Annotated in this window: 17 protein-coding genes and 1 tRNA gene; 5 read left to right on the top strand and 13 right to left on the bottom strand. The window is 39.8% G+C overall.

Going from position 1 to position 19,065, the window contains the following annotated elements; genetic code table 11:
• Window positions 1-139 precede the first annotated feature (139 nt).
• The 9 genes from AB4128_RS13320 to AB4128_RS13280 form a co-directional block, all read right to left on the bottom strand.
• Window positions 140-215, bottom strand: a tRNA-Lys gene (locus tag AB4128_RS13320).
• A gap of 217 nt (window positions 216-432) precedes the next feature.
• On the bottom strand, window positions 433-1,158 hold the full coding sequence (gene ybgF / locus AB4128_RS13315) for a tol-pal system protein YbgF (protein WP_282167243.1): 726 nt from the start codon (window positions 1,156-1,158) through the stop codon (window positions 433-435).
• Between the two features lie 61 nt (window positions 1,159-1,219).
• Window positions 1,220-1,771, bottom strand: a complete 552-nt coding sequence (gene pal, locus AB4128_RS13310) for a peptidoglycan-associated lipoprotein Pal (protein ID WP_055023791.1) — start codon at window positions 1,769-1,771, stop codon at window positions 1,220-1,222.
• A 20-nt stretch (window positions 1,772-1,791) separates the two neighbouring features.
• The gene (tolB, locus tag AB4128_RS13305; protein ID WP_372037962.1) at window positions 1,792-3,120 is read right to left on the bottom strand and encodes a Tol-Pal system beta propeller repeat protein TolB; all 1,329 of its coding nucleotides are present in this window, start codon (window positions 3,118-3,120) and stop codon (window positions 1,792-1,794) included.
• Between the two features lie 9 nt (window positions 3,121-3,129).
• Entirely contained in the window at window positions 3,130-4,065 is a 936-nt protein-coding gene (gene tolA, locus AB4128_RS13300) for a cell envelope integrity protein TolA (protein ID WP_055023793.1), read from the bottom strand.
• A 4-nt stretch (window positions 4,066-4,069) separates the two neighbouring features.
• A complete protein-coding gene (tolR, locus tag AB4128_RS13295) occupies window positions 4,070-4,495 on the bottom strand; it encodes a protein TolR (protein ID WP_055023794.1) in 426 nt (141 codons plus the stop codon).
• Window positions 4,495-5,184 (bottom strand): protein TolQ, encoded by a 690-nt coding sequence (gene tolQ / locus AB4128_RS13290; RefSeq protein WP_055023795.1) that lies wholly within the window; start codon window positions 5,182-5,184, stop codon window positions 4,495-4,497. The genes tolR and tolQ overlap by 1 nt, the downstream gene beginning before the upstream one ends.
• Window positions 5,174-5,575, bottom strand: a complete 402-nt coding sequence (gene ybgC / locus AB4128_RS13285) for a tol-pal system-associated acyl-CoA thioesterase (RefSeq protein ID WP_119968336.1) — start codon at window positions 5,573-5,575, stop codon at window positions 5,174-5,176. The genes tolQ and ybgC overlap by 11 nt, the downstream gene beginning before the upstream one ends.
• Before the next feature lie 1,389 nt (window positions 5,576-6,964).
• A complete protein-coding gene (locus AB4128_RS13280; protein ID WP_055023797.1) occupies window positions 6,965-7,834 on the bottom strand; it encodes an OmpA family protein in 870 nt (289 codons plus the stop codon).
• A 139-nt stretch (window positions 7,835-7,973) separates the two neighbouring features.
• Here AB4128_RS13280 and rnt point away from each other — a divergent pair, with 139 nt between their 5' ends.
• On the top strand, window positions 7,974-8,651 hold the full coding sequence (gene rnt, locus AB4128_RS13275) for a ribonuclease T (RefSeq protein WP_055023798.1): 678 nt from the start codon (window positions 7,974-7,976) through the stop codon (window positions 8,649-8,651).
• A gap of 56 nt (window positions 8,652-8,707) precedes the next feature.
• On the opposite strand, the gene AB4128_RS13270 is transcribed toward rnt, so the two are convergent.
• Window positions 8,708-9,313: a peroxiredoxin gene (locus AB4128_RS13270; RefSeq protein ID WP_055023799.1), complete on the bottom strand. Its 606-nt coding sequence runs from the start codon at window positions 9,311-9,313 to the stop codon at window positions 8,708-8,710.
• Between the two features lie 409 nt (window positions 9,314-9,722).
• Between AB4128_RS13270 and AB4128_RS13265 the strand changes: the two genes are divergently transcribed.
• Window positions 9,723-11,042 carry a Na+/H+ antiporter family protein gene (locus AB4128_RS13265; RefSeq protein ID WP_065108324.1) on the top strand — a complete coding sequence of 440 codons (1,320 nt, stop codon included), beginning with the start codon at window positions 9,723-9,725 and terminating at the stop codon, window positions 11,040-11,042.
• Between the two features lie 70 nt (window positions 11,043-11,112).
• Here the strand turns inward: AB4128_RS13265 and upp are convergent, their stop codons facing one another.
• Complete coding sequence (gene upp / locus AB4128_RS13260) at window positions 11,113-11,739, bottom strand: uracil phosphoribosyltransferase (protein WP_055023801.1); 627 nt, start codon at window positions 11,737-11,739, stop codon at window positions 11,113-11,115.
• 240 nt (window positions 11,740-11,979) lie between these two features.
• Between upp and purM the strand changes: the two genes are divergently transcribed.
• Entirely contained in the window at window positions 11,980-13,017 is a 1,038-nt protein-coding gene (gene purM / locus AB4128_RS13255; RefSeq protein ID WP_372037960.1) for a phosphoribosylformylglycinamidine cyclo-ligase, read from the top strand.
• Entirely contained in the window at window positions 13,018-13,662 is a 645-nt protein-coding gene (purN, locus tag AB4128_RS13250) for a phosphoribosylglycinamide formyltransferase (protein ID WP_372037958.1), read from the top strand.
• Window positions 13,663-13,731: 69 nt separating this feature from the next.
• Here purN and cysB read toward each other — a convergent pair whose 3' ends face one another.
• A complete protein-coding gene (gene cysB / locus AB4128_RS13245; RefSeq protein WP_055023804.1) occupies window positions 13,732-14,706 on the bottom strand; it encodes an HTH-type transcriptional regulator CysB in 975 nt (324 codons plus the stop codon).
• A gap of 302 nt (window positions 14,707-15,008) precedes the next feature.
• On the opposite strand from cysB, the gene AB4128_RS13240 reads away from it, so the two are divergent.
• Window positions 15,009-15,794 carry a hypothetical protein gene (locus AB4128_RS13240; RefSeq protein WP_055023805.1) on the top strand — a complete coding sequence of 262 codons (786 nt, stop codon included), beginning with the start codon at window positions 15,009-15,011 and terminating at the stop codon, window positions 15,792-15,794.
• A 374-nt stretch (window positions 15,795-16,168) separates the two neighbouring features.
• On the opposite strand, the gene topA is transcribed toward AB4128_RS13240, so the two are convergent.
• The gene (gene topA / locus AB4128_RS13235; RefSeq protein WP_055023806.1) at window positions 16,169-18,832 is read right to left on the bottom strand and encodes a type I DNA topoisomerase; all 2,664 of its coding nucleotides are present in this window, start codon (window positions 18,830-18,832) and stop codon (window positions 16,169-16,171) included.
• Window positions 18,833-19,065: the final 233 nt, after the last annotated feature.

Here is a 19,065-nt window from a genome sequence, read left to right as displayed (position 1 = left end):
ATTAAAACCTATGTTTTAATTGGAGAGAAAGCCAACTGCCTAATTAAACTAAACAACTGAGCTAACGACTCATCTGGTTTTACGTAACGATTCATTACGTCTAAATTTATGCCTAACTGGCAACTCACTTTCAGAAAAGTGGTGGGTCGTGAAGGATTCGAACCTTCGACCAATTGGTTAAAAGCCAACTGCTCTACCAACTGAGCTAACGACCCATTTCTGTTTCTTAGATTAAGTGAAGACTATAAATAGAGTTCAATCAATCTGTCATCTAACTAAGTTAATCTAACCTGTTTAATGACCTCAGAACGTCGCTCCGTTCTGAGGGCGCCTATAATACCTTTTTCATCTTCGCATGCAAGTGCAATTTATGGTTTTTTTGCCGTTTGCACTAAAAATAAACTAAGAGGCTGTTTTTTAGTTAAATTAGGCTTACAAAGCCGACAATTGTTGTTGAGCAAGTCTTGCAGAGGCACTATTAGCGTATTCTTTCAACACTCGGTTATAGAATGTCTTCGCTGTCGCATTGTCACCTTCTTTTTCAGCGATCATGCCTAACTTAACTAAACTATCACCACGTTTATTAGAGTTAGGATATTTATTGACCACGGTATTAAATGCAACTTTAGCTTCAGCAAAAGTACCTTTATTGAATAACAACTGGCCTAACCAATAGTTGGCATTGGCAGCATATGTGGAATCTGGGTATTGTTTAATGAAGTCACTAAAGGCCGGAATGGCTTCATCGTACTTACGCTCTTTCAATACAAGGTTCACGGCTTGCTCATAGCTTGCAGTTTCCCCTAGAGTAGACTGAGTACCAGCAGATGTAGCAGTATCAGCGACAGAGACAGTGGTCGACGCTGCACTCGCTGATAAATTAGCAATTTCTTCATAAAGCTGGCGTTGGCGCTGCAACATTTGACTAATTTGATAATCTTGCTGTTCAGTAATACCACGTAACTCAAGAACTTCACGTTGTAATGCATCTAAACGTTGTTGCGCTTCAAATTCAGATTGTTGTTTTGCTTTAATAATACGTTCTAAACGAGATAGTCGATCATCATTTGACCCGCCTGCAATATCTTGAACAGGTGCAGGGGCAGCGTTAGCACCTGCAGCTACAAACATCGCAGCAACTAAAACAGCATGTTTCATCAATAAACTCCTAAACTGGCCGGCATAGCCGGCCTTCCGTTATCGCTTTTACTCTTCGCGATTAATAAACTAAAACACCGCGGCGGTTTTTTGCAAAACCACTTTCACTGCGAGAAAAATCTAATGGCTTTTCTTCACCATAACTAACAACACTCATTTGGCTAGCTTGAACACCCATACCTTGTAAGTATTTAGCAATAGCTTTAGCACGACGTTCACCTAACGCAATATTGTATTCAGGAGTGCCACGCTCATCAGCATGACCTTCAATTAATACACGTACATTTGGGTGCTCAACTAAATAGTTTCCGTGAGCTTGAATAATTGCAGCATTTTCACTTTGTACTTCACTACGGTCAAAATCAAAATAAATAATATTTTGAGCACGTAATTCTTCTTGCTCAATACGTTGCTGCTCTTCTGGAGTTAAGATTGGCGCTGCGCCACCTGTTTCAACACCACCAGAACCATATTCACCGCCAGTGGTTGTAGTAGTAGAACCACTAGTTGAACCACTTGCGTCAGTTTCAGATTCTGAAGTTGTGCTACATGCACCTAATGCCATTACAGGTACAACAACTAACATAGCTTTAAACAACTTATTCAGATTCATGGGTAATCCTTAATTAAAATTTATAGAAATGGAGACCAGGCTGGCGATTTCACTTCACCTTGGCCTGCTGGTAGTCTTGCTTTAAAACGTCCATCCATAGATACCGCTGCTAATACTTGCTTACCGCGATAGGTTGTACCATAGATAACCATGGTTCCATTAGGTGCAATACTTGGTGACTCATCAAGTTGAGTTGAAGTAAGCACTTGCATAAAGCGAGTTTGAAGATCCATTCTCGCAATATTAAATTTACCATTAGTACGATTTACAAAAATCATACTACGTCCATCAGGAGTGATAGTACCGCCTAGGTTCCACTCACCTTCAAACGTCACACGTGAGATTTTTCCAGTACTCAATTTAACTTGATAAATTTGAGGTCTGCCGCCACGTTCTGAAGTAAAAATCAATGACTCTCCATCAGGCATCCAAGATGCTTCTGTATCAATAGCGTAGTGATTTGTCACACGTTTAAGTGCCTTTGTCGCTATATCAATCACGTAAATTTCAGGTTGTCCATCTTTTGATAATGTAACAGCTAACTTTTTACCATCAGGCGAAAAGCTTGGTGCACCATTAATACCTTTATGGGAGCTCACCTTAATACGTTCTTGAGTATAGATATCTTGAACAAATATTTCTGCTTTACGATTCTCAAAACTCACATAAGCGAGACGACGTCCGTCAGGAGACCAAGTCGGTGACATTAACGGTTCAGGCGAACGCAATAACATTTGCTCGTTATATCCGTCATAATCAGCGATCATCAAGTGATACGGTGATTTCTCCCCCTGTTTCACAACCACATAAGCAATACGACTTAAGAAGGCACCACGTATTCCAGTTAGCTTTTCATACACGATGTCACTGATGCGATGACCATACTGTCTAAATTGCGACTCACTTATTACCGTTTCACGGCTTTCCAATAATAAGTCACTTGCAGGTACTGGACCTTTGTCAGACTGCAACTGCGCTTTGACTAAGTCGATTAAGTCAAAACTCACTAAGTACTGATTAGTACCATAAGGTTTAATCGAACCGACTAAGAGTGCATCTGAAGCCGTTTGCTCCCAACCTGTTGCAATGAATTCGTTAACAGTACTGATATTCGCTTGCGGTAGACTGCGAGCATCCAATGGACTAAATGTACCACTACGAGCTAAATCACTTGTAACAACATCACTAATTTGTGTTGGCGCTGGCCCTGTTCCTTTCCATACAAAAGGCATAACCGCAATGGGCCTTGCGGCATCAACACCTTCAGTAATAACAATATCTAGCGCTGCATTTGCCGTGGTACTGGTTAAAAATACAAAAACTGTTAACCATTTTGCCAAAATCTTCATGTGACTCCTTTAATTAAATTCCGGTGATACGGTTAAATTAATTTCTTTCATTTTATTGTAAACATCTTCTTCAGAAGAAACGGGTAAACGCCCCGCTTTATTAATTGCAGCTTTCGCAGCACGGCAAACGACTTGATCGCCGCTTAACGTTTGACTTGCCGTCACAAACCCATCTTTTGCGAGTCGAATAAGTACTTGGCAACTTTTACCACGCATTGACTCATCAACCACCAAATTGCGTTGAATCGTTGATTTAATCATTGCTGTATATTTATTGACTTCTGACGTAATTTGCTTTGAACGTGTTGCCGATAAAGCGACTTGCTCAGCTGCCATTGCTTCAGCCATTTCACGTTCTTGACGAGCACGTTCAGCTTCTTCAGCTTTGCGTTTCCGTTCAGCTTCTTCTTTACGTTTACGTTCTTCTTCACGCTTTTTCGCTGCCGCAGCTTCTTCAGCTTTACGTTTTTCAGCGGCTTTTTTCTCCGCAGCTTTACGCTCAGCTTCTTTTTGCTTTCTTAATTCCGCAGCTTTTTCAGCTTTCGCTTTTTCTTCAGCTTCTTTAAGTTTTGCGGCCTTAGCTGCATTATTCGCTTTTAATGTCTCTTGTTCTTTTATTCTGCGTTGGTTCTCAAGCTGCTTTATTCGCTCCTGCTCTTTTCTAACTTCTTCCTTCGCTTTGCGGGCTTGCCTATCTAACTCTTCTTGACGCTCACGCTCTTTACGTTGCGTTTCAATTCGCTGTTTTTTGAGTTTTTCAGCATGCTCATTAATACGTTGTTGATCAACGACAACAGCTTGCACAACTGGCTCAGATGATTGCGCTTGAGGCAGGTGCTTTGGCTTGTCTTCAAAGCTGATACCAAGAGCTAACGCAACAATAACACCAATATGAATGCCAGCTGAAATAGTAATAGGTAAGGTTAATTCTGATTTTACAGCCACTGAATTACTCCTTAGGTGAATCAGTCATTAGGCCAACAGCAGGCACACCTGCGCCCTGTAGACTGACCATTAACTGAATCACATTTTCATAAGGAATTCTTCTATCAGCCTTAACAACGACTGGCCTTTCTGGCTCTAGCTGGATCATCGCACCAACTTGGATAGAGATCTCATCCAAAGACAGCGGATCATCACTTGAACCACTCCCCACATTTAAGAAATACTCACCAAATTCATCGATAGAAGCAACGATTGGTGGTTTACTTTCTGCAGGTAAAGGTTCAGCTTCGCCTTGTGGCAATTCTACTTTTACGCCTTGCGACACGATAGGCGCTGTGACCATAAAGATGATCAGCAACACCAGCATGACGTCAATATAAGGAACAACATTGATTTCGGCGACCGGACGACGGCGCTTACGTTGATACATTACACCGCTTCCTTCTCACTGTAGGCTTGGCGTTGCAATATGTTAGAGAACTCTTCCATAAAGTTTACATGCGCCATTTCTAGTTTTTCAACTTGTGTCGAAAAGCGGTTATAACCAATTACGGCAGGGATCGCTGCAAATAAACCCATTGCAGTTGCAATTAATGCTTCAGCAATACCTGGTGCGACCATAGCTAAGGTAGCGTTTTCAACTGCACCTAAAGCAATAAACGAATTCATAATGCCCCATACCGTTCCAAATAAACCAATATATGGGCTAGTTGAGCCAATGGTAGCTAATAAAGGTAGATGGGTTTCTAGTCTTTCAACTTCACGAGATAAACTCACACGCATCGCTCTAGATGTGCCATCCATGACGGCTTCCGGTGACTTACTATTTGCCTGACTCAAACGAGAATACTCTTTAAATCCTGCAACGAATAACGCTTCCAGTCCCGAAACCCCTTCACTTCGCGCAGATAATTCTTTGTAGAGTTTATTTAAATCCACACCTGACCAAAATGTGTCTTCAAACTTAATTGATTTAGCACGAGCTGAGTTTAATAACTTCCTGCGCTGAATAATAACAGCCCATGATGCTATTGATAGACAAAGTAAGGTCAGCATTACCAGTTTGACGAGGACACTTGCCTCTAAAAAAAGACCTATAAAAGAAATTTCAGCTTGCACGATTAAACTCCTGCACAATATTTAATGGGATAGCTCTTGGGCGCATACGAGATAGCGCGATACAAGCAACAATAATGGTTCCTTCACAATAACAGTCACCGTTATCGTCAAGCAAACGCTGCTTAAATACCAAAGAGGCTTTTTTTAATTCTATGACCTTTGATTCAACAAATAAGTTCTGTTCAAACCTAGCTGCAATTCGAAAATCTAACTCAGCATGCTTAACCACAAAAGCAATATCATCAGCTAAAAGTGTGCTTTGTACTACTCCCATCGATTTAAGCCATTCAGTTCTTGCTCGTTCAAAGAAATTTAAATAATTTGAATGATACACAACGCCACCGGCATCCGTGTCTTCATAATAAATTGAAATTGGCCATGTAAACATAATTAGCGATTGTGAATTTTGCGTAATAAAAGATGGCTTACTATACCGAGTACCACCACGCTTGTGAATAAAAGGACACGGCTATAAAAGGTTTATTTTAAAGAGCGATGATTAATTTGCCATTAAACTTAGGGCTTTTGCAGCGATATGCCTAATAAATGAAGAATGTTTAATGTTAGCTATTGATTCATTTACAAACATTTAACTTTTAAGCGTCCCTCATTCGAGTTAACCATTGAAGGAGGTTCATTACATAAAGGGGATGTTTAACAAAGTAAACTAGAGAACAAACATAAACGTTTTCCAGTGTGTTTATTAGTCTAATTTATAAGTCACTCATATAAAATCGTTAAGTCACAGTAGACAGCAAGAATGATTAATTTTCATTTTTAGAAAAAGTCTTGAGTAATGAGTAATGAGAGTTTATCAATAGTGATGCGTAAATAATTTGATGGGTAATTAGTTAAAGGAGTACTAAAAATTCTATACACACATCGGTCATTCAATCGGTTATTTCTGCGATGACTTTCCCAAAAGAGCATTTGGATAAGAATATATAGTGCTAAAAGTTACTTATGTTGTTGTTTGTGGATATAGCGATAAAGGATACAAAGTCATACAGGTGACCAATATTCGTACAAAAAGCGGGTTAATCATACAGAGCAACCTCAACTTTGTTTCCTGTATAGCAAAAAATTATAAAAAGATTAACGAAAACATCAATTCTAGCTAGTCACTAAAGATACGATTTCCCTATCCCTTACCAAAGCACTAAAAACCCTATTAACAAGGGAATTAAGCAGTATTTCTTATTATTAAATTATTTTGTATTGTTAGTAGAATTGTAAATTTAACATTTATACATCAATTGAAATAAGCACAAAAACAATTAAATATGCATAACGAATGAATATAAACGGCCATTTTAGGTATTCTGGTTTAATTATTGTGATTAGTAAAAATTTAACGACATTGTAATGGATTAGAAATACTAATCTGAAGCTGTAATTTTTCTAGTTTGTCACCTTAGAGTAAACTCTCTAAAATTCATCTTGTTTTCAGGACATAGCTTATTTAGTTATTGAAAACCAAGAACTCCTAGTTGATGTACCCCAATACCTCAACTTATCCCTGGTTCTTATGCTTGACTTCCTTCCTTGAATTTGTGAATACAAATTGTTTGGCCCACTTTTTTTAAGTGGGCTTTTTTTTACCTTAAATTTATCATCGACTTTATTCTAATGAGTCTCAGTTCATTAAAATGCAACTTACTTTGTGGTGCTGCCATCATGTTGTTCAATCAATGGCTTAGAAAACTAAAAAGGCTTAACGCTGAGTTAAGCCTTGAAAGAGATTGGGGCTGCTAGAGTCGTGATAGGCAGAAATTGAAATTTAAATGCTTTTGGAGATTTTGATCACTACTCGGCGGTTACGTGCTCTTTCTTCAACAAGATCGTTAGATGCAACATGACGACGTTCACCATGACCCGTCTTATGAATACGACTTTCTTCAATGCCACTTGCAACAAGAAGATCAGCAACTGTGTCTGCACGACGCTGTGACACCCTTTGATTCACAGAACGACCACCATAACTGTCAGTATAAGCATCAACAAACACTAACTCTACATCAGAATCATAGGATAAATACTCTTGAACACGTTTCAGTTGCTGTTTTGAAAAACGGGTTAAATTAGTTCCACCCTCTTCATAATTGAGCACGGTAAACGCTATATCATCAAAACCGTAAGGTAACAGCGTCGCTAAACAAGAACGAAACTGACGGTACTCACCACCAAAATTTGCCGAAGATAAGCCTACAGCAACTTTGTCAGATTGATTATACCAATCTGCGTAGTAAAAAGTCGGTTGCATGCCTTTACTTAATTCTGACAACATTGACCAAGCCGCTTTCTTTGGGACTTCACCATTAAATTGTTTTTGATATTTAAGTTTAGTGATCGCTTTTTCATTTACGCCAGGACGCCACTGAGGTGCTTTACTAATTAACTCAGCATTAGTCACTTGATCGGGCTTGTTCCACATATCTAAGGTAAAATTAAGGTTTAAATCTTTACCTGCTTTGCTAGTAAAAATAGCTTTGCCATAATCAGGGATATCATGTTCTAAACGGCATTCAATTGGGCTGTTTTCACTAATGCGCCACATAGAGTTATCTAATGATGCAACATAATGCTGTAAGTCTGCTTGTGCAGAACTTACTAAACAAAAGCTTGATACTAGAATTGCCTTACGCCACATAAAAAACACCCTGTTTGCTAGTCACAATACTCTATCGGCATCGTTTTATGTTTCTTTAGCGTAGAATTTACTCATTCACACATGACACTGGCTCTCTCTTTTAGCATAATAGCCACCATAATAAAGAAAGAGGTTTTTAATGAGCGATATCTGCGACGCAAATAAATTCAAACACCGTTTTAGAGGCTACTTCCCTGTTGTTATTGATGTTGAAACAGCTGGATTTAATGCCGCCACTGATGCGTTGCTAGAAATAGCGGTTACCACCCTTAAAATGAATGATGATGGTTTTATCGAACTAGATAAAACACTTCACTTTCATATTGAACCATTTGAAGGCGCTAACCTAGAACCCGAAGCACTTGCTTTTAATGGCATTGATCCAACAAATCCACTGCGTGGAGCCGTTGAAGAGAAGCAAGCTTTTCTAGAAATATTTAAGCATGTCAAAAAAGCGCAGAAAGCCGCTGATTGTCATCGCTGTATTATTGTGGCCCATAATGCTGCATTTGATATTGGCTTTGTTAATAAAGCCATAGAACGAAACGATTTAAAACGCTCACCTTTCCACCCGTTTGCGACTTTCGATACCGCCACGCTTGCTGGACTTGCAATTGGTCATACAGTGTTGGCAAAGGCCTGTAAAATGGCAGGAATTGAATTTGACAATAAAGAGGCTCATTCAGCCTTGTACGATACAGAGCGTACTGCTGAATTATTTTGCTACATCGTCAATAAATGGAAGACTTTAGGCGGCTGGCCAATGGTAAGCGAAGAGCACGAAGAAGAATCAATTAAAGAAACATCAGAAAGCTGATTGATATAAATAAAAAAGCTGCCGAGGCAGCTTTTTTTATGTCTAACAAACGAATATTAAAGCTTGTCAGAGTTATCTTTTAGGTAAGAAGCAACACCTTCAGTTGTTGCAGTCATGCCTTTGTCGCCTTTTTCCCAACCAGCAGGACATACTTCACCGTGCTCTTCGTGGAATTGTAATGCGTCAATCATACGTAGCATTTCATCAACATTACGACCTAGTGGTAAGTCGTTAACCACTTGGTGACGAACTTGACCTTCTTTGTCAATTAGGAATGATGCACGGAAAGCAACACCAGCTTCTGGATGCTCAACGTCATATGCTTTACAGATTTCATGTTTTACGTCAGCTACTAATGTGTAGTTAACTTCACCGATACCGCCTTTTTCAACGGCAGTTTTTCTCCAAGCGTGATGAGAGAATTGAGAATCGATTGAAACACCGATAACTTCAACACCACGTTTAGTGAACTCTTCAATGCGGTGATCAAAAGCAATCAGCTCTGAAGGACAAACAAAAGTGAAGTCTAGCGGGTAAAAGAAAACAACTGCTGGCTTACCTTTAATCGCGGTAGATAGATTGAAACTATCAACGATTTCACCAGTACCAAGAACCGCTGCGGCAGTAAAATCTGGGGCCGGACGGCCTACTAATACGCTCATTTTAAATCTCCATCTATGGATTGAAAAAAATTAACACAATACCTGTTTAAAACTGATAAGCATTATACCCAAACAAATACAATATGCGAGATAGCTCACATACGTGTTAACGATTAACACGACGAATGTAGGATAATTGCGCTATACCTTACCGCTAATTGAATAAAGACATAAGCCTTTTAAGATGAAATATGGTTTACTTGATGAAAAATACTCCATATCAATCCTTTTTTATTCCTAAAAAAATTTTCAACATCCTTACACGCCTTGTTACATCAATGATAAACCCTACTTACAAGCATTCAGTTTTCGTAAACTCAACCGAGATAAACTGGACATGAGGTTTTATACAGACAAGAATGATTGCACTATGTCTATCTAAATAAAAATTAAATAAGAAAACTTAAATATGAATGCAGTCGTAATTGCTGTCACCTTAATGCTTGCATTAAGTCTCATGCGTGTGAATGTTGTTATTGCACTAACGGTTAGCGCCTTGGTAGCGGGTTTAGTTGGTGGACTTGATATTCACCAAACAATAGGAGCCTTTAATGACGGCTTAGGAGGCGGAGCGCAAATAGCCTTGAGTTATGCTTTGCTAGGGGCTTTTGCTGCCGCGTTATCGCATTCTGGTTTAACGACCCTTATTTCGCATAATATTATTAAAAAAGTAGGTAAAGAGCCTAACAGCACCAATACTTTGGTCGTTCGTTGGTTATTACTTGCCTCAATTTTATTAATGGCGATTAGCTCGCAAAATATTTTGCCGATTCATATTGCCTTTATCCCGATCCTTATCCCGCCGCTACTTCATGTGCTTAGTAAACTGCAAATTGATAGACGCCTTGTCGCTTGTATTATCACATTTGGTTTAGTGACGACCTATATGATTCTACCAATTGGTTTTGGTGGCATATTTTTAAATGACATACTATTAGCCAATTTAAACAATAATGGCCTAGAAGCCGTAAAAGAACAGATCCCTGCAGCTATGCTACTGCCGGCACTCGGAATGATTGCTGGTTTATTGACTGCGGTATTCATCACTTATCGAAAACCAAGAATATACGAAGCAAAAGATATTACTGTTGAGCAAGAAGAAATCAGTATTAATAAGAAAACCATTTTAATATCGTTAGTAGCGATAGTTGCAACACTGGTTGTGCAACTCCAAACTGACTCAATGATTTTCGGTGCCTTAACAGGTTTTATCATTTTTCGTTTCTCTGGAATTATCAAACCTGACGTTAGACAAGACATGTTTAATCAAGGTGTGCTAATGATGGCCAACATTGGTTTTATTATGATTGCAGCTGCAGGCTTTGCTGCAGTCGTAAAATCAACGGGTGAAGTGAGCACTCTTGTTGCTTCGCTTGGTGACATTATTGGAGATAATAAAGCATTAGCTGCATTATTGATGTTAGTAGTAGGCTTGTTAATTACTATGGGTATTGGTTCTTCATTCTCAACCATCCCTATCATCGCCACGATTTATGTGCCACTAGCATTAACATTTGGATTTTCTGTTGCTGCCACGATTGCATTAGTTGGCACTGCTGCCGCATTGGGAGATGCGGGTTCACCAGCTTCAGACTCTACATTAGGCCCTACCGCTGGCTTAAATGCGGATGGTCAACACGATCATATTCGTGACAGTGTTATTCCGACGTTTATTCACTACAACATTCCCTTGATCGCCTTTGGCTGGATTGCTGCAATGGTATTGTAGTAGATAAAATATAAATACAAAAAAGGGAGCCAATGGCTCCCTTTTTACAACACATCAAATGACTCTTTGATTATTTAGTACCGAAAATCTTATCTCCAGCATCACCTAAACCAGGTAAAATGTAACCTTGTTCATTCAAACAATCATCAATAGATGCAGTAAATAACTCAATATCTGGATGCGCAGCTTCTAATGCTTTAATCCCTTCTGGCGCAGCAACCAATACAAGTGCTTTAATCGAAACACAACCACGTTTCTTAAGTAAATCGATAGTCGCAATCATCGAGCCGCCTGTTGCAAGCATCGGGTCAACAACAATCGCAACACGCTCATCTACATTACTAACAAGTTTATCAAAGTAAGGAACCGGCTCTAACGTCTCTTCATCGCGGTAAATCCCTACCACAGAGATTTTGGCACTGGGCATATGCTCTAGCACGCCGTCCATCATGCCAAGTCCAGCTCTTAGAATTGGTACAACCGTGACCTTTTTACCTTTAATTTGTTCTATCTCAACAGGGCCATTCCAACCATTAATCGTAACTGTTTCAGTTTCAAAATCCGCAGTAGCTTCGTAAGTTAATAAACTACCCACTTCCGTTGCCAGCTCACGAAAACGTTTAGTACTAATGTCAGCTTCGCGCATTAAACCCACTTTGTGACGAATTAACGGATGTTTTACTTCAACGACTTTCATTTTGCACTCCTAGTGATGAGATATTTTTTGCAAATTGTTCAAATCTTAGTTTATTTATCCTCGATATAAAACATAAAGTTTCATAATTGCAAACAATCTCACGATAACCAGCTAAAACCATTACAGAAAACTGTTTTCATAAACGTATAAATCCAAATGATGACTTTCGACGGCATTCACAAGCTGATAGAATACCGCCGCATAAAATCCCATAAAACGATGTACCCTAGAGGATCCTCCGTGAGCACTCCTACACCACTTAGTTACAAAGACGCTGGCGTTGATATCGATGCTGGTAATGCATTAGTAGACAACATTAAAACTGCGGTTAAACGCACTCATCGTCCTGAAGTCATGGGCAATTTAGGCGGTTTTGGCGCATTATGCGAACTACCGACTAAATACAAGCACCCTGTACTGGTTTCCGGCACTGATGGTGTTGGTACTAAATTACGTTTAGCGATTGATTATAAAAAGCATGACACTGTTGGTATTGATTTAGTTGCTATGTGTGTCAATGATTTAATCGTATCTGGTGCAGAGCCTTTATTCTTCCTCGATTACTACGCTACAGGTAAGCTCGACGTTGAAACAGCGACTTCTGTTGTCAATGGTATTGCTGAAGGTTGTCATCAATCTGGTTGTGCGTTAATTGGTGGTGAAACGGCTGAAATGCCAGGCATGTACGAAGGAGAAGACTACGACTTAGCAGGTTTCTGTGTTGGTGTTGCTGAAAAAGAAGCAATCATCGATGGTACAAAAGTACAATCTGGCGATGCACTTATTGCACTAGGTTCAACAGGGCCTCATTCAAATGGCTACTCGTTAATACGTAAAGTATTAGAAGTGAGCAAAGCCGATCCGCAGCAAGATCTAGCCGGTAAGCCACTTATCGAGCACTTATTAGAACCAACTAAAATCTATGTTAAGCCATTACTGAAATTGCTTGAGCAAACTGAAGTTCATGCAATGGCACACATTACTGGTGGTGGTTTCTGGGAAAATATCCCACGCGTATTGCCAGATAACTGCAAAGCCGTTGTTAAAGGTGACTCATGGCAATGGCCTGTCGTTTTTGACTGGTTAATGGAAAACGGCAACATTGAACAATTTGAAATGTACCGTACCTTTAACTGTGGTGTGGGTATGATTATCGCTCTTCCTGCAGAAAAAGTTGAATCAGCTTTAGCGTTACTTAAAGCAGAAGGCGAAAATGCATGGTTAATCGGTGAAATTGCTAATCGTCAAGGTGACGAAGAGCAAGTGGAGATTAATTAAATGTCTGAATGCTGTCGCGTTCTTGTTCTTATTTCAGGCAATGGAAGTAACTTACAAGCCATCATTGATGGTTGTGATGATAACGTCAATGCTGAAGTCGTCGGTGTTATTAGTAATAAAGCCGATGCTTACGGTTTAGTTCGAGCTCACCATAGTGAAATTGATACTAGTTGCGTTATAGCCCGTAAAGATGAATCGCGTCAGCAATATGACTTACGCTTGCAAACTGTTATTGAGCGTTATCAGCCTGACTTAATTGTACTTGCTGGTTTCATGCGGATCTTATCAGATGAGTTTGTTAGCCAGTATTTAGGTAAAATGATTAATATCCATCCTTCATTATTGCCTAAATATGCTGGTTTACATACGCATCAAAGAGCGATTGATGCGAAAGATACTGAGCACGGCGCGAGTGTTCACTTTGTGATACCAGAACTTGATGCTGGCCCTGTGATATTACAAGCTAAGGTACCTGTATATGATGAAGATACTGTTGAAACATTATCTAGTCGAGTACATGAACAAGAACATGCCATTTATCCGTTAGTCGTTAAATGGTTTAGCTTAAAGCGGTTAACAATGCATGAAAACTGCGCTTTCCTTGATGGTGAGAAAATTGGCCTTCATGGATACGCGCCTGATTAACCCTGTACTTGCATCAAGATGCCATAAAAAAATCTCGCTATTGCGAGATTTTTTTTATGGCAAATATCATTACCTCACTGGCAACTCCATTCCTGCGAACATCTCATCAATTAATTGCTGATCTCTCAATGCTACAGCTTTTTCAACAACATCTCGGGTTAAATGAGGCGCGAAGTTATACATAAAGTCATACATGTAGCTTCGTAAAAAACTCCCACGTCTAAAACCTATTTTAGTCGTACTATGGGCAAATAGGTGTCTCGCATCAATAGCAACTAAATCTTTATCTATCACGGGATCAATCGCCATAGAAGCAATCACCCCTACGCCTAAGCCAAGCCTCACATAGGTTTTTAATACATCAGCACTGGTGGCACTGAATACGACTCTTGGCTCTAGTTCAGCTCGTTTAAACGACTTTTCAATCTCAGAGGCTTTATCGAAACCAAACACATAAGTGACTAAAGGAAACTCTGCTAAATCTTCTATTGAAAGTGTTTTACGATTAGCCAAAGGATGATCACGCGTTACTACAATCGAACGATTCCAATGATAGCAAGGCAACATAATTAAATCTGAGTATAAATGCATTGCTTCGGTCGCAATGGCGAAATCCGCATCACCTCTTGCTGCCTGCTCACTGATCTGAGATGGCGTGCCTTGATGCATGTGGAGATTAACTTTTGGGTAGCGCTTAATGAAAGGTTTAATCACTTGCGGCAACGCGTAACGGGCTTGAGTATCAGTTGTCGCAATGTTGAGCTCACCTTGATTCGGTTGTGTGTACTCTTCAGAAACCTTTTTGATACTCTCGACTTTTCCTAGGATATCATTTGAGATATCAATCACTAGCTGCCCAGCAGGTGTGACGTGGGTTAAATGTTTACCACTACGTCCGAATATCTGAATACCAAGTTCATCTTCTAACATACGAACTTGTTTGCTTATCCCAGGTTGCGAGGTATAAAGGTCTTCAGCTGTCGCTGATACATTTAAATTATGCTTCACCACTTCTGCGATATATCTTAATTGCTGTAACTTCATAATACGACCTTCACTCTGATCTGAGACTAAACAACATTGATACAAACCAACACACTGTTATAGCTAAATGTTATAGTCCATCTAGTTTATTAATGCAAATAGTAATAACGAGATTGAGAATTTTGCATGTTCTCAGCCTGTAATGTTACCCTTGCTCACAGAGTCGACACATCTCGCAATTATCAACAGATTGAATGACTTTTTGTACGACACAAGCGATGACATGCGCTAAGATATAATCAATTAATTAAATAAAAGTGGTAACCAGCCACTCTGCTTTCACACAATTGAACGGAAACCATATGACCTTTACTTTGGTATTGATCCTTCTAGGCGCACTATTTATCCTCATTATCGGGATTAGCGTCATTCAGCAACAAAAAGAACGCGCTGAAGCTGAACGAAGAATGGAGCTTAAACGCCAACGTGCCATTATTGATGAAACAGAAACCGTATTATCAAATACTGGGCTCGCTTCTTTTCCTAGCAGTGTAATCCTTGTGCTCTATAAACGTATTAATGAAGCCTTAGAAGTCTCGCTAACACATCTGGAAAATCAGCCGCAGCAACTTGACTATCAGCGTCGTCTATCTGATATTCAAGCTCAAATAACCACATTAAGTGCTAGCCCTTCTCAAGCGCTGGCAATTGAAAATTTCCGTCTGCCTGATAATGACAAACAAATTTTAGAATTGGTGCAGATGCTGAAAAAATTAAAAGCGATTGTGAGAGCTGAAAATAACAAAGGTAAACTTGAACCCCAGGTATTTACTGATGCAGAGAACCGAATAGACAGCTATCAGCTTCGCATTAATGTCGAATCAATGCTATCAAGAGCAAGAGCTTCTAATTCGCTAAAGCAATTTGGCTCTTCAAAACAAATGGTTTCTAAAGCGCTGGCAACCCTACAAGCGATTAAAGCCAAAACACCAAACGACCCATTCATTAGTCGTAAAGTGGATGAAGCAAAAGAGCTATTAGAAGAAATAAATTCGCAGCAAAAACAAGTCACTCCAGAAACGGTCAATACACCTAAGAATGACGAAGATGATATTGACATGTTATTCCAGCCAAAGAAAAAATGGTAAGTAGTTGGTGAGATAACAAAGTAGTTGATGAGATAATAAATCCACCGCCCCTATTTAAAGCCTCGCCAGGGGCTTTTTTTATATCTGCATGTTATTAATACTAACCACTACGTTAATATAGAGTGACTCACAACATACCCTATTACCAAGCCTACCTCCCCCTCATTTAAAACTAACCCTAGTTGACTTAAAAACGATGAAATAACTGACTTTCAAGGCTTTAATATGTTCCTAAGCGGGAACAAATCTCCTTGTTCTAAGGTATTCATTTAATATTTAACCATAAGCTGTGGTTGCTGCTCACAAAAAAATGGAACCCGAAGGTTCCATTTATATAAAAGCGATTGAAACAAGCTGAGCGATTAACGCCTTAGCTATGAAGCTTTTTTCTTGACTGCTTTTTTAGCTGGCTTTTTCTTGGTAGATTCACTCACCCACTTGCCACCAATAAACTTAGATGTCCACCCAGTCGCTTTGCCATCCACTTCAGTAGCAACGTATTGCTCTTTCGTTTTGCGGCTAAACTTAACGGCAGCTTTATTACCGTCATCATCAGTGACTGGCGCATCAGCCAAAAACTGATATTTAGGCCAAAGTTGTTCACGATAGCGAACCAACTCTTCAACTAATGGCGCACGTGTTTCCCGAGATTTAGGGAAAGTACTTGCCGCAAGGAAAATACCAGCAGCACCATCACGTAAAACAAAGTGCGCATCTGATTTAGTACATTTTAAATCAGGTAAGAATATAGGGTCTTCTTTTGGTGGCGCCGCTTCACCACTTTTCAGCAGTTTACGGGTATTCTTACACTCGGTATTTGTACAACCAAAATACTTACCAAATCGGCCATTTTTAAGTTCCATATCATTGCCGCATTTATCGCACTCTATGATCGGCCCTTCATAGCCTTTAATTTTGAATTGTCCCGCTTCGATTTCATAACCGTCACACGTTGGGTTATTACCACAAACATGCAATTTACGGCCTTCGTCAATTAAATAGCTGTCCATCGCTGTGCCACATTTACCACAGCGATGTTTAGCGCGTAATGCATCCGTTTCAGCATCTTCATTATCGCTAACGGCTTCTTCACCAGGTGTTAAATTCATGGTGGTTTTACAGCGCTCTTTTGGCGGTAAAGCATAGCCTGAACAACCTAGGAATACACCTGTTGTACCAGTGCGAATTCCCATAGGGCGACCACAAGTTGGACACTTAATATCTTCAGCAAGTACCATCTCATTAAGGCGCATACCGCCTTCTTCAGGATCGAGTTCAGCTTGTTTAAGCTGTTTAGTTAATTCAGCATAAAACCCATCAAGCACTTTTTTCCACTCTAACTTACCTTGGGCAACATCATCGAGCGTTTGCTCCATGCTGGCGGTAAAATCAAAGTTCATGATGTCACTGAAGCTTTCGACTAAACGGTCGCTAACTATTTCACCCATTTTTTCAGCAAAGAAGCGACGGTTTTCAACTTTAACGTAACCACGATCTTGAATGGTAGAAATAATCGTCGCATAAGTCGATGGGCGACCAATGCCACGTTTTTCAAGTTCTTTTACTAATGATGCTTCACTAAAGCGTGCAGGCGGCTTTGTGAAGTGTTGTTTAGGTAATAAGTCCTTAAGATCTAATACATCCCCTTTAGCAACTACTGGTAACGTATTATCTTCTTCGTTCTTTTTACCCATTGGCGGTTGCACTTTTGTCCAACCATCAAATCTCAATGTACGACCACTGGCTTTTAACTCGTAATCACCCGCAGTGACCGTTAAACGAGTTGCATCATATTTAGCTGGAGTCATCTGACATGCTACAAATTGGCGCCAAATAAGCTCATAAAGACGCTGAGCGTCTCTTTCCATATCTGTTAAGGATGCAGACTGAACTATCACATTAGACGGTCTGATAGCCTCATGCGCCTCTTGAGCGCCTTCTTTACTACCATAACGAATAGGTTGTTCAGGTAAATACTTGTTGCCGTAATCATTGGCAATCATATCTCGTACACCATCAACCGCTTCTTTACTCAAGTTCGTTGAGTCGGTACGCATATAGGTAATATGACCAGCTTCATATAATCGCTGTGCCATCATCATGGTCTTTTTAACACCAAAACCAAGACGAGTACTCGCGGCTTGCTGTAATGTCGACGTTATATACGGCGCAGATGGTTTGCTTGACGTGGCTTTGTCATCACGACCTGTAACAACAAACTTAGCACCTTTTAGCGCATCCAAAGCAACTTGCGCTTGCGCTTCATTGATTGGACTAAAAGCGGCCGACTGGAATTTAGCCACTTGCATTTTAAGCTTCTGAGCTTGAGATGTTGCTAAATCCGCATGGACATCCCAAAACTCTTCAGGAACAAATGCTTTAATCTCGCCTTCACGTTCAACGACTAATCGAACAGCTACCGATTGAACTCGACCAGCTGACAAACCACGAGCCACTTTTTTCCAAAGTAGCGGGGAGACCATAAAGCCTACAACACGATCGAGGAAACGACGTGCTTGTTGGGCATTAACCATATTGGTGTCAAGAGCAGAAGGTTCACTGAATGCATCTTGAATCGCTGATTTAGTAATCTCGTTAAAAACAACACGTTGGTAACGAGATTCATCGCCACCAATGATTTCTTGTAAGTGCCATGCAATCGCCTCTCCCTCTCTATCCAAATCGGTTGCGAGATAGATATGGTCAGCTTTTTCTGCAAGGGCTTTTAATTCTTTAACGACTTTTTCTTTGCCAGGCAAAATTTGATATTTGGCGTCCCAGCCTTTTTCAGGGTTAATCCCCATACGAGCCACTAGCGCACGTTTATCACGTTGCTGCTTATATTTGGCTTTTTCTTCAGGCGACATTTTCCTGACTTCAGCTGGCGTTTTGGTTGCCACTTTGCTGTCAGGCGATGATGATGTAGGCAAATCACGGATGTGACCTACACTCGATTTAACGATAAATTCTTTACCAAGGTATTTATTAATAGTCTTGGCTTTGGCCGGCGATTCGACAATAACTAGCGATTTACCCATAGTTTTATTTGCGCCAAAAAGTCTCTGATAGATATAAATTGGTTCCATATATAGAGTGTTGAGACGAATGTTTCAAGTAAATAACTCTAATATGTGTCCAGCGAGCCATTTTTTAATCAATTATAAAAAAGGAGAAAAAATAATATTGCGTTAATAAAAAGTAATATTTCATTATTTAGGGTCTAGCAAGTAAAACTTGTGCATGTTTAGTCACTTTTTCATTTTTTGAGACA

The organism is Shewanella sp. 10N.286.52.A9 (assembly GCF_041468985.1).
In the GTDB taxonomy this organism is placed as follows: Bacteria; Pseudomonadota; Gammaproteobacteria; order Enterobacterales; family Shewanellaceae; genus Shewanella; species Shewanella japonica.
This window is presented reverse-complemented; position numbering and strand designations above follow the sequence as displayed.